This is a genomic window from Candidatus Poribacteria bacterium, from assembly GCA_021295715.1.
Classification (GTDB): Bacteria; Poribacteria; WGA-4E; order WGA-4E; family WGA-3G; genus WGA-3G.
In genome coordinates, this window is sequence record JAGWBV010000007.1 from 1 (window position 1) to 11,175 (window position 11,175).

At 44.7% G+C, this 11,175-nt stretch carries 13 protein-coding genes; 12 read left to right on the plus strand and 1 reads right to left on the minus strand.

What is annotated here, in order from left to right:
* From J4G07_03645 to J4G07_03665, 5 genes are all read left to right on the plus strand, one after another.
* A partial coding sequence (locus J4G07_03645; GenBank protein MCE2413077.1) for an SAM-dependent chlorinase/fluorinase occupies nucleotides 1–1,057 on the plus strand: 1,057 nt, incomplete at its 5' end.
* A gap of 16 nt (nucleotides 1,058–1,073) precedes the next feature.
* Nucleotides 1,074–2,648, plus strand: coding sequence for a site-specific DNA-methyltransferase (locus J4G07_03650; protein MCE2413078.1), 1,575 nt, complete (start codon nucleotides 1,074–1,076; stop codon nucleotides 2,646–2,648).
* A 4-nt stretch (nucleotides 2,649–2,652) separates the two neighbouring features.
* Nucleotides 2,653–3,432 (plus strand): TdeIII family type II restriction endonuclease, encoded by a 780-nt coding sequence (locus J4G07_03655; protein MCE2413079.1) that lies wholly within the window; start codon nucleotides 2,653–2,655, stop codon nucleotides 3,430–3,432.
* Nucleotides 3,422–4,465 (plus strand): aminoglycoside phosphotransferase family protein, encoded by a 1,044-nt coding sequence (locus J4G07_03660; protein MCE2413080.1) that lies wholly within the window; start codon nucleotides 3,422–3,424, stop codon nucleotides 4,463–4,465. Before J4G07_03655 ends, J4G07_03660 begins: the two co-directional genes overlap by 11 nt.
* 3 nt (nucleotides 4,466–4,468) lie before the next feature.
* Nucleotides 4,469–5,200 (plus strand): creatininase family protein, encoded by a 732-nt coding sequence (locus J4G07_03665; GenBank protein MCE2413081.1) that lies wholly within the window; start codon nucleotides 4,469–4,471, stop codon nucleotides 5,198–5,200.
* Between the two features lie 109 nt (nucleotides 5,201–5,309).
* Here the strand turns inward: J4G07_03665 and J4G07_03670 are convergent, their stop codons facing one another.
* The gene (locus J4G07_03670; GenBank protein MCE2413082.1) at nucleotides 5,310–6,071 is read right to left on the minus strand and encodes a 2,4-dihydroxyhept-2-ene-1,7-dioic acid aldolase; all 762 of its coding nucleotides are present in this window, start codon (nucleotides 6,069–6,071) and stop codon (nucleotides 5,310–5,312) included.
* Between the two features lie 249 nt (nucleotides 6,072–6,320).
* On the opposite strand from J4G07_03670, the gene J4G07_03675 reads away from it, so the two are divergent.
* The 7 genes from J4G07_03675 to J4G07_03705 all read left to right on the plus strand — a co-directional run.
* Nucleotides 6,321–7,103 (plus strand): hypothetical protein, encoded by a 783-nt coding sequence (locus tag J4G07_03675; protein MCE2413083.1) that lies wholly within the window; start codon nucleotides 6,321–6,323, stop codon nucleotides 7,101–7,103.
* A gap of 126 nt (nucleotides 7,104–7,229) precedes the next feature.
* The gene (locus J4G07_03680) at nucleotides 7,230–7,514 is read left to right on the plus strand and encodes a BrnT family toxin (protein MCE2413084.1); all 285 of its coding nucleotides are present in this window, start codon (nucleotides 7,230–7,232) and stop codon (nucleotides 7,512–7,514) included.
* Nucleotides 7,511–7,777, plus strand: a complete 267-nt coding sequence (locus tag J4G07_03685) for a hypothetical protein (GenBank protein MCE2413085.1) — start codon at nucleotides 7,511–7,513, stop codon at nucleotides 7,775–7,777. Before J4G07_03680 ends, J4G07_03685 begins: the two co-directional genes overlap by 4 nt.
* 135 nt (nucleotides 7,778–7,912) lie before the next feature.
* Entirely contained in the window at nucleotides 7,913–8,131 is a 219-nt protein-coding gene (locus J4G07_03690; protein ID MCE2413086.1) for a hypothetical protein, read from the plus strand.
* A gap of 126 nt (nucleotides 8,132–8,257) precedes the next feature.
* Nucleotides 8,258–8,905, plus strand: coding sequence for a Uma2 family endonuclease (locus J4G07_03695; GenBank protein ID MCE2413087.1), 648 nt, complete (start codon nucleotides 8,258–8,260; stop codon nucleotides 8,903–8,905).
* 78 nt (nucleotides 8,906–8,983) lie between these two features.
* Nucleotides 8,984–9,775 carry a hypothetical protein gene (locus tag J4G07_03700; GenBank protein ID MCE2413088.1) on the plus strand — a complete coding sequence of 264 codons (792 nt, stop codon included), beginning with the start codon at nucleotides 8,984–8,986 and terminating at the stop codon, nucleotides 9,773–9,775.
* Nucleotides 9,776–9,815: 40 nt separating this feature from the next.
* The coding region (locus J4G07_03705; GenBank protein ID MCE2413089.1) for a hypothetical protein at nucleotides 9,816–11,175 on the plus strand (1,360 nt) is incomplete at its 3' end.

Below are 11,175 nucleotides of genomic sequence, written 5' to 3' on the forward strand. Positions count from 1 at the left end.
TTCTACAGACCTTTCTCGAAAGAAAAAAGGCAGCCAGCGTTGGCAGAAACAAAAACACAAACTCGCTTTACACCATGAACGGACGACAAACAGACGCAAAGACTTTATTGGAAAACTCGTTTACAAACTCTACCACCACAAAGAAAACAACGTCTTAGTGGCAGAGGCGTTAAGCGTATCTAACATGGTTCAGAATAAACACCGCAGCAAGAGCATATCCGATGCGTCTTGGAGCACCTTCTTTCAGTGGTGTGCGAGCATAGCCGCAAGAGACGGCTTGCACTTCCACCAAGTTGATCCTAAGAATACCTCGCAGACTTGCTCCGCTTGTGGTCAGAAGTCGGAAAGAAAACTCTCTCTTGCGATACGAACCTTTAATTGTCAGTTTTGTGGGACTTCGTTAGACCGAGACCACAACGCTGCTTTAAACATACTCTTACGGGCGGAAACCTGCGCCCGTCGTGGAGAGCGGTGGGTTACCACCCTCACTGAAACGAGAAACAAGAACGAAGCACGAGACACGGGACCTACAAAACGCAAAACAGTTATTGCTTTTTGCTACAAGTCCAAGTCTTTAGGCTTGGGTACATTGACAAACTTATGGAGGTATATCACAGTGAAATCCTGCTATCAATACCGTTTGTATTATTGGAGACTAACGCTCATAGTTGTGCTCATAACAGGAACGTTTCTGATTGGCTGTACTCAAAAGGCACAGGTGCAAGAAACGCCTCAAGCGACATTGCTCTCCGGGACAATTGTTGAAATTGACGATCACGGCAACGCTGTCACCGATCTCTACATCGCTCCATTTACCGAGCGCGGTTGGGAACTTGGGGATACACTTGAAGCAACCTTTGCAACAGGTCAGAAAATTCAGATCAAATTCGTTGAAAACTATGGAGATGTTCCTGAGGGGGAATATTTGGGACGATTTTCGACTTCTACCAAGCAGTTCAAGATTGCGATTAATATGGGGAACATCGCTGAATCTTTGAAGCTGAAGAGCGAGAGCAAAGTGATTCTCCAGAAAGTCGCGGTGCCCTCAACAAATTAACGGAAATATATGAAAGATGCTTCTTACACTTAAACAGGCAAGTCAATGGGCTTCAAAGCGTGTGAATAAAAACGTTACACCTGCGAATATCACCTATTTAATCCAGTATGGACAGATTGAATCTGTTGTAGATAACGGGGCAACGTTAATTCCAAAAAAAAGTCTTGAGAATTATTACAATTTGAACCGTCGAGAAACACGGTGGAAAGATGAACTCGGGAACGACTTGAATTGGACGCTATCCTTTGAAAAAGTGAAGGAGGCGGAAACAACAAAGCATGTCCACCGGTTGCATCCGTATAAAGGCAAATTTATTCCGCAACTCGTAGGCTATTTTTTAGATGCCCATACTGACAATTTTAAACGGGATGTCTATTTTCGCCCTGGTGATATTGTGCTTGATCCGTTCTGTGGGAGTGGGACGACTTTGGTGCAAGCCAACGAACTTGGGATACACGCGATTGGTATTGATGTTTCGGCGTTTAATGCTTTTATTGGCAATGCCAAAGTGACATCCTATAATTTGACCTGCTTGTACGAGGTGAGTCACAGGATAACGACAGCTCTCAGAAATTTTGTTGCTACATCCGGCGTGATCGAATTTGAAACGAAACTCGCGGAAAAACTGACGGACTTCAATAATCAATATTTTCCAATCGCCTTCAAACGCCAAGTCAGAACGGGTGAAATCAATCAAAAGCAGTATGGAGCTGAAAAGGAAGCGGCTTTTTTAGAAACATATCACAACCTTGTTGCTGAGTACCAAATTGAGACGCAGATGCCAACCGATTCTGCTCGTTTCATGAAGCAGTGGTATCTTCCGGGAGTTAGAGCTGAGATTGATCTCGTCTATAGTTTGATTAGAAAAGTAGAGGATCCTTCAATACAAAACGCCTTGATGTTAATATTAAGCAGGACTATCCGTTCTTGCAGAGCCACAACGCATGCGGATTTAGGCACACTGCGGGAACCCGTGACGACGACATATTATTGCCGAAAACATGGAAAAGTCTGCAAACCGCTCTTTTCAATTCTTAATTGGTGGGAACGATACTGCAAGGATAGTGTGCAACGCTGGTCTGAATTCAGGAAGTTAAAAACGGATACCTTTCAATACTGTATAACGGGAGACTCCCGGACAATCAATATCTTTGGAATGTTGGGGCGCGACCTTCAACAATTCGCGGAACTGGCACAGAAACAGCGGATTAAGGGTATTTTTACAAGTCCGCCGTATGTTGGACTTATTAATTATCACGAACAGCACGCCTATGCCTATGATCTCTTTGGTTTCAAGAGGTTAGATGAATTGGAGATTGGTCCCCTGTTTAGAGGTAAAGGGCGTGAGGCGAGAGAATCATACATTCAGGGCGTAGCAGAGGTTTTTAAGAACTGTAAGCGATTTTTGGCTGATGATTATGACATCTTCGTTGTCGCGAACGATAAATTTAATATGTATCCAACTATTGCTGAAATGGCGGGTATGCAGATTGTTAATCAACACAAAAGACCCGTCTTGAATCGGACCGAAAAGAATCGGGAATCAGCATATTCCGAGACAATATTTCACTTGAAAGAGAAAAAGGATTGAAACTATGCCCTCACAACGGCAGATAAAGATTAAGGAAAAGATTAAAGATTGCTTGCGGGCTAAGTTCCAATCCTATAGTCCAGAGACGCGCTATATGCCATTTCACCATCGTCTACTTGGTAAAGATAGGATGGTCTTATATTCGTTTATCCAATCTTTAAATACGACATTTGGAATTTCAATTTATGAACCCGTGGCTGTTACCTTAGCACGTGAAAGATTTAAGGTTGCAGAAACCCAAGTTAAACCCTTTAACGAAATCAGTTCCAAAGCACATCAGCAAATTCAGACAATAATGGATGAACTAGCTATTGATGAGAGGGAACTTGATAAACCAACTGAAATAGAACAAATTAGAAAGGTTTGTCGAACTGGAACTTTAGACAAAGTAAGACTGACACAAGTAGATATCTGGTTGGAAAACTATGAGGGTGAGTTGTTTTTAATTGACCTGAAAACTGTAAAACCTAACAAAGGTAATTTTAAGGAATTCAAACGAACGCTTTTGGAGTGGACCGCCGCCGAATTAGCAAGAAATTCAGAAGTTGTTGTAAATACAATGATTGGCGTCCCTTACAATCCTTATGAACCAAAACCTTATGAACGATGGACGATGAAAGGGGTCCTAGATCGGGATCACGAAGTTTTAATCGCAGAAGAACTCTGGGATTTTTTGGGTGGTGAAGGAACTTACGCAGAGCTGCTGGATGCCTTTGAGCAAGCTGGTATCGAGTTACGACCAGAGATTGATAGTTATTTCGAGAAATTTAGATATGAAAGTTGACAACGCTTTTGATAAAACGGAATTACTGCAGCATCTCAGGACCGCCTACGCGATTCCGTTGTGTTCCATAACTTTTTTGCCGGAAGGCGAGGATAGTTACGGCTACATCGTGGTATCCGAAACCGGTGAAAAGTACTTTGCCAAAGCGTCTACTTCTGTACCGGATTCTTGCTTGCAATATGCGTCGCTTCTGCGGCATCAAGGTAACATATCTGGCGTTGTTGCTCCATTGAAAGCGTCAGATGGAACATTGAGTATCCCGTGGCACGATTTTCGCGTCTCGTTGTTCCCCTTTATTGAAGGTAGAAGCCGTTGGGACTTATGGAAGATCGGGAAAGATTTCACTGATGTAGAACTCCGTCAGACGGCTGCCCTATTAGCGACAATCCACCTTTGCACGGATGAAATTGAGACGTGTCACCTGACGACATCAAAATATGATTTGCCGCTACGAAATGAGCTTTACGCGGTCCTTGAGTCTCCTATGAAAGGGATAGCCTCTCAAAATCGATACCAAAAGCAGCTGCTTGAGACACTTGCAGCGCACCGATCTTCGATTTTAGAAACAATGGATAGATATGATGAATTAGGACGCTCAGCGGTGGTATCACAAACATCTTTTGTAATTACACACGGCGATCCGACTCCGGGTAATCTCATTCTGGATACTGAAGACCAGCTGCACCTGATTGATTGGGATGGTATTTCTTTGGGACCCGCTGAGAAAGATCTTTTTGCTTTTACTGGAGAACGATTTGATGTAGTGTTAGAAAGTTATCTGAAGACAAGGCAGAATGGAGTGGCCCTACATACAGACATCTTCGGTTTCTATATCTACGAATGGGCACTCAATGAAATTCGAGATTACGGCACCAAAATTCTTTTTAAGAACAGCGACGCACATCAGAATGAATATGACTGGGAAAGCCTGCAAGACTACTTACCACCCAACCGAGAATACATGGAAGATGGAATTGCGGCTATCCAAAGCACACTCGGTAGGTTTAATGCCCTACCTAATACTGGAGGTTAGGTAATGTCTGAAATCAAATCTGTGCTACTGTGGGAAAATCAACGGCGATATGTGCGAGAAGCGATTGATGCCGGCACACTCAAGGGAGCGATTATTCCAACGGGTAGTACAGAGCAACACAACGAACATTTGGCGATGTATCACGATACGCAAAGTGCGGTGTATGTCTCCAAATTGGCGGCTGAGAAATTATTCCCGCGGGTTATCGTCACAACGCCTTTGGCAATCGGTGTATCGGAACACTGGATGGACCACAAAGGCACGCTCACGCTCCGCCCAGAGGTCTTTGGTGAAGTGCTTTATGACGTTGCTGACAGTATGCGCCGGCATGGGATTGATAACATCCTGATTGTCAATGGGCACGCGGGAAATTCAGGACCTGTAACTGAACGCTTGGCGGGATTCCGAGAGAAACTTGGTATTAACCTTGAGTATCATTCTTATTGGGAAGCATACGATGAAGAACTGGTCAAGGCACAGATGGAATCTGGGATTTGCCCTGGGCACGCAGCGGAATTTGAGACAGCATTTGCCCTCGCTGCTTTCGCAGAAAATGTTGACTGGAACGGTGTCGATTACGACAGCGCGAAACTCACTATCTCAGATGCAGGGCAGGCGAAATCTGATCGGGAATATCACCATCAGGCAAAATTAGCGACAGTCGATAAAGGACATGCGATGATTAATGTTGCTGTGGACTGGGTCGCCGAAAAGATGCAGGCGATGCTTTCGTAACTTTATTCAGTTGTTGGCGGGGTGGCTATCAGCCATCAGCCGTCGGCTATCAGGCAAGAGATTCTCTTTCTGACCGCTGACTGCTGACCGCTGATCGCTATTTTGCCATCTAATGTCCTTCAATCGCTTTGCGCAAGCCATCACCGTTTTCACGCCACCAACTATAGAGAACGGAAATATCGGTCCCAATACAGAAATGCCGGACTCCGATATCGAGGTAGCGTTTTGCGTCGTCGGGACTCCCGATTTCAGCGCGTGGTGGCACCCCCATCTTTATTGCGGTCTTGAACACTTTATCGTGTGCTCCACTGATTTCGGGAGCCCCACGCTGACCGACTTTCCCGATACTCATCGAATAATCCGAACCCCCCCACTGAATCATGTCAACGCCTTCAACAGATAGCACCTCTTCAAGGTTGTCAACAGTCCCTTTTTTCTCAATCATAATAACGTTAACGACATCGCGGAGGGCTTGGACGTATTCTGGGCCTCCACCGTAGCCCATATAGGAGAACCGACGGGTTGCCACGCCGTAACTACCGCCATCTTCCGGCGTATCCGCACGCGTAATCTTCACACATTCCTTGACATCTTCAACGTTTAAGCCAGAACCGATCGCACGCTGAGCGATGAAACCCCGTGGTTCTTGGTCAACCTTAATCATTGTGGAGATGTTGTGCAGTTCAGCCGCCCGACATAAGTTATCCAGATCGTGCAGATCAAACGGACCGTATTCCGCCACAAATTCGACGTAGTCATACATTCCTGTGTGCCCAATCGCTTCAACGATGGAGGGCCAAGTGGTATGGATATGCGTGCCGACTGTAGGCTTGCCTGCGTTGAGTAGTTCTCGAAAGGTATTTGTTCTCATGAATTGCTCCTCTATTTTTGAGTCTAAGGCTGGTTAAAAGCCTACATTAACGTTAGCAGAGATCTGCACTTTTTTCAACAACTTTCGGCTTGTAAACTTCACCGAAAAGTGCTTGATCATCGGTACGATTTCTGTTAGACTGATAACTATCGTGAGGAATTATAATGTTCACTGCCGACGCGGCATTGATTTAACGGAAAACTACCGTGAAACAAAGTGGAACGGTGGCTAAATATAATAGAGCAAAAAATGGAAAACTTAATTACGTTACCAACAAATTTCTCGGATTACTTGACAATTGAAAACGCCGATCTCCGTTTTGCAGAGGCGAGTGAAGTCGCAGAACGTGTTATGGGAGCAGGCGTTGAAATCTACGCCAATATGGATCACGCCGCTATTTTCTGTGATCCACCTCATCTCGTTGCTGATGGTCTGAAACAACTCGGTTATGTCAACGGATGGGATGCGCGGTGTTATCCATCGCCTGTTGACGGTTGCGATTATATCAATGTCTCTGCCCAATTGCCAATGAACAGTCCAGCGCGCGATGACGGATGGTTCGATTACGTTGCTGTCGTGCATCCGGTTGACAAAACAGCACTCCAACACATGCTCGGACAGGGATATGGAAATCCGTTTATCCATCATCTGACATGGGGACTTGTGCCACCAGAACGCACCGTCACTGATGATTTTGAATATGCTAACCTTGTCGTCCCGTTTATGGTAGAAAGACGAGAGGTCATTGGCGAAGCAATTGGTGATGATCCCGGTACGCTGATTATCGCGTTGCCGGATCAGGTCATGGCACACCCAAACTTTGAAGAAGCGTTACCAGCGTGGCTCGGTGGGCTTGACGAAGAGGAATATCAAGTTGAATCTATGCAGGGCGGTGGTTTCCTGATCCAGTTTTTCGTGCTAACGGGTGGTAGGATTGAAGTAGCACTTCGCGTAGACACAACGCAGACATTTAACCCGAAAAGCGTCCACAAAATTTCGGAAGATGAAATTAGTGCTGTGCAAGGGAAATAGATAAGTTGTCTTTCTTTATTGAATGAATTGACAGCCAATCGCTTGTCCTGTGAGAAAGTCTTCTTAGCATTGATGCCATTGACAGTGACATTTTAAAGTTATCGCCCATCAAAAATGGGGTTGGGTATGAAGATATATGAGTTAATCTGGCCCCAAGATAGAATAGATCATATTGCCCGGCACGGTGTCACAACTGATGAGGTTAAAGAAGTTTGTTTGAATGAATCGTTTGTTCAACGTGCAAAATCCCAAGGCGAAAATCCAGTCTACTATGTTTTAGGGCAAACAAACGCAGGACGTTATCTATTTTGTGTCATCATCCGATTTCCTGATGGTAGAGGTTATCCTGTCACAGCGAGAACGATGACTGATACGGAAAAGCGACGATATAGACAATGGAGAGACCGATGAATCGTAAAAACATTCCAAAAACCGACTCTATTCAAGAGCTTGCACATTTCTGGGATACACATGATTTAACGGATTTTGAAGACGAGCTTGAAGAAGTGAGTGAACCTATTTTTGAACTTGGAACCCAACTTCTTGTTCTCTTAGATCCCAGAGAATTGGAAGCACTTAATGCCCTTGCTAAGTCTCGGGACACTTCTCCTGCAAATCTCATCCGAGAGTGGCTTATTGAACGTCTCGAGGCTTCATCAGAACCAATGACTTAATTGGTATTCGCCTATAGATGCGTTCCCCAATCTGCTCTTTAGTTTCCCCAGCGGGGCGGCATGTCTGTAGTAACATTGGTTTACCAACTCCGAACTTAACTACCCCTTTAGATTATTTTGGAGGCACCGACTAAAATGGAAGATAGAGAAATTATGGAATGCAGTATAATGGATCAAGTTCGCGAAATGCGGCGTAAGATTTCTGCGGAATTCGGACATGACTTCAACCAATTGGTGGCATATTACCAAGGATTAGAGGACGAAATGCGAAAGTCTGGCAAATACAAGTTCGCAGATCCACCAAACAAAGATATTAAACGCGGAGATAATTTCGGCATTAAATCAGAATCTTGAAAGAGAAAGTGGGAAACACCATTGGTGTTTTGTCTGTTTCCCTTGACGACGGAAATTTTATGTGACATACTTAACATAGTTTTATAGGAACACCAATCTTTCATCATTTTTCAAGGAGGTGACACGATGCAGCAAAAGGTTCACTCCGCGCCAACACTCGTCTACCCTTCCTCGGACGGCAAACCTATGGCAGAAACAGACAAACATCGTAAACTGATGGTGGATTTCATTCAGATGCTCGAATATCATTTCCGGGAAACTAATGATGTTTATGTGTCCGGGAATCTGTTGATGTATTATGAAGAAGGAAATCCACGGAAATCTATTGCCCCAGACGTGTTCGTGGTATTCGGTGTCGGGAAAAAACCGCGCCGCACCTACCTGACATGGGAAGAAGGCAGCACTCCTGATTTTGTGCTGGAAGTGGCGAGTCCGAGTACTTACCAGCATGACTTCGGTCCTAAGAAGCAACTTTACGCCTCTGTACTTGCCGTGAAAGAGTATTATATTTACGATCCGTATGGAGATATAACCCCATCCTTTATTGGGTATCGACTCACAGATGGAGAATATAAAGAGATAGCGTTTGTAGAAGGACGGCTCCCATCAACTGTCCTCGGTGATCTGGAATTGGGCGAGCATGCAGGCGACCTACGTCTCTATAATCCAGCAACGCAACAGTGGTTGCAACCGCCTGAAGAACGGGCAGAACAAATGGAAGCCGAACTTGCCGAGGCTTTAGCCGAACTCGAACGCCTCCGCGCGAAGACATAAGTCTTACTCCAAACGGAGATCTGCTGAGAAATACTTTGTTTGCAAAACGAACATACAAACACTACAAAGGTAAATAAAATGGCAAAAAATAGGAAAGGGATATGTCACCTCTGTGGAAGTTATAAAAAATTGTCGTTTGAGCATCTACCTCCAAAAAAGGCATTTAACGATTGTCCTGTAAAGCATTACAATTATTTTATGGGGATCACTGAGGGGAACTACAATAATCAGACTTCTCAAAAGGGTTTAGGGGGCTACACGCTCTGCGAAGGTTGTAACAACAAAACAGGTTCATGGTACGGCACGGCATTCATTAAATGGGCATGTCAAAGCATGAATATACTTGAATACACACAAAATCAACCATCCCTCTACTATCGGTTCCGTATCTTTCCCGTACGAGTGATAAAGCAGATCGCTTGTATGATGTTTAGTGTCAACACCGACGAATTCAGGCAATACCATCAAGAATTAGTCAAGTTCGTCTTAAACAGGGAAGAATATTACTTGAATCCTGATATCAAGTTTTTCGCATTCTATAATGCTGCAGGATTTCGTATGTCGGGTGGAATGGTAAAAGTAAAAACTAACAACTTTAATATGGACAGTCTGGAGGGGATCGGAGAAAGCGTAGACAGAATACGGACTAAAATTGAAACGCATTGTGCCCTTAGTGAACTAAGCTTTCCTCCGCTAGGGTACGTGTTAACTTTTGACTCGGAACTGCCCGATCCAAGACTCGTTGATATTTCTTACTTCGCGAAATATCGTTATGATGATTTGTGTTCTATTGAGTTACGGCTTCCTGTTCTTCCCATAGATTCACCTTACCCGACAGACTATCGGAGTCGTCAAGAGATAGAGTACTAAACAACGAAATGTAGGTTCGTAAAAACGACTATTATTTAAAATGAAATTGCAGGTGAACACCTTGCCTAATACAGAAATAGATACTATGAGACACACCCGTTTTCTCATTCCAACGCTACTGCTTGTTACAACCTGTTTCCTCCCAAACGGTTTCGCGCAAGATTATGTTCATTATGATAGTGTAGTATTTAGTCCTGATGGCAAGACGCTAGCAAGTGGGAGTTGGGACAACACCATTCGTTTGTGGGATGCAACGACTGGCAAACATCTGCGAACCCTCACCGGGCACACGAATTGGGTCAATAGTATTGCCTTCAGTCGGGATGGTCAGACGCTAGCAAGCGCAAGTTCGGATAAAACTATCCGTCTCTGGGATGTACTCACAGGTAGACCCAAGATAACGCTTAGAGGCCATACGGGGTTAGTCTTTAGCGTCTCGTTCAGCCCGGATGATCAAACGCTGGCGAGTGGAAGTACAGACACTACTCTACGTTTGTGGAATGCCTCCGTAGGTACACATTTGTGCACACTCATTAGGAATACGTATTGGGTCAATAGTGTATCTTTCAGTCCAGATGGCCGCACACTCGCGAGTGGGGGTAGTGATAAAACCTTTAGTCTTTGGGATACAGTCACTAGACAGCACAAGAAAACACACATTGGACATCCGGCATCAGTCAATAGCATATCTTTCAGTCCAGATGGCCGCACACTCGCGAGTGGGAGTTCGGATAAAACCATTCGTCTCTGGGATGTTCCCATAGGTAGACACAAAATAACGCTCACTGGACATACAGGCTCTGTCAATAGCATATCTTTCAGTCCAGGTGGTCGCACATTGGCAAGCGGCAGTTCGGACAAAACCATTCGCTTGTGGGATATAAAGACAGACAGTCCTCTCCAAACTCTTATAGGGCATACGGGTAGTATCCGTAGTGTATCCTTCAATCTGAACAATCAGATGTTAGCAAGTGGGAGTTTGGATAAAACCATTCGCTTATGGCGAGTTTCGCCGCCGCGGTCGACATCCGCCAATCTATCCATACCAACACCCTCAAAGTCTACCGCTGACCAAATCTATAACAATGCCATCCGTTCCGTTATGTGGATAGTCAACCCCGGTATAGGCGAGGGCAGCGGGGTCCTCATTGACAAGCAATTCAAACTCGCTATCACCAACGCACACGTCACAGATAAACAGAACACGATAGACGTATATTTTCCCGCTCCCGATGAAAATGGCAAACTCATTAAGGACAGGAACTTCTATGTGACGAGCAGTGATGTGCTAAAGCGACTGGGTTATTATACCAAAGGACATGTCGTCGCGAAAGATGAAAAGACAGACCTTGCAATCATCAGACTGGAGGGTCTCCCCGAAACCGCCCGAGAGATTGACT

Coding starts and splice junctions, on each gene's coding strand:
- J4G07_03690 (MCE2413086.1), top strand. CDS start 7,913: ATGGAAGATAGAGAAATTATGGAATGCAGTATAATGGATCAAGTTCGC.
- J4G07_03665 (MCE2413081.1), top strand. CDS start 4,469: ATGTCTGAAATCAAATCTGTGCTACTGTGGGAAAATCAACGGCGATAT.
- J4G07_03695 (MCE2413087.1), top strand. CDS start 8,258: ATGCAGCAAAAGGTTCACTCCGCGCCAACACTCGTCTACCCTTCCTCG.
- J4G07_03700 (MCE2413088.1), top strand. CDS start 8,984: ATGGCAAAAAATAGGAAAGGGATATGTCACCTCTGTGGAAGTTATAAA.
- J4G07_03660 (MCE2413080.1), top strand. CDS start 3,422: ATGAAAGTTGACAACGCTTTTGATAAAACGGAATTACTGCAGCATCTC.
- J4G07_03685 (MCE2413085.1), top strand. CDS start 7,511: ATGAATCGTAAAAACATTCCAAAAACCGACTCTATTCAAGAGCTTGCA.
- J4G07_03650 (MCE2413078.1), top strand. CDS start 1,074: ATGCTTCTTACACTTAAACAGGCAAGTCAATGGGCTTCAAAGCGTGTG.
- J4G07_03680 (MCE2413084.1), top strand. CDS start 7,230: ATGAAGATATATGAGTTAATCTGGCCCCAAGATAGAATAGATCATATT.
- J4G07_03655 (MCE2413079.1), top strand. CDS start 2,653: ATGCCCTCACAACGGCAGATAAAGATTAAGGAAAAGATTAAAGATTGC.
- J4G07_03675 (MCE2413083.1), top strand. CDS start 6,321: ATGGAAAACTTAATTACGTTACCAACAAATTTCTCGGATTACTTGACA.
- J4G07_03670 (MCE2413082.1), bottom strand. CDS start 6,071: ATGAGAACAAATACCTTTCGAGAACTACTCAACGCAGGCAAGCCTACA.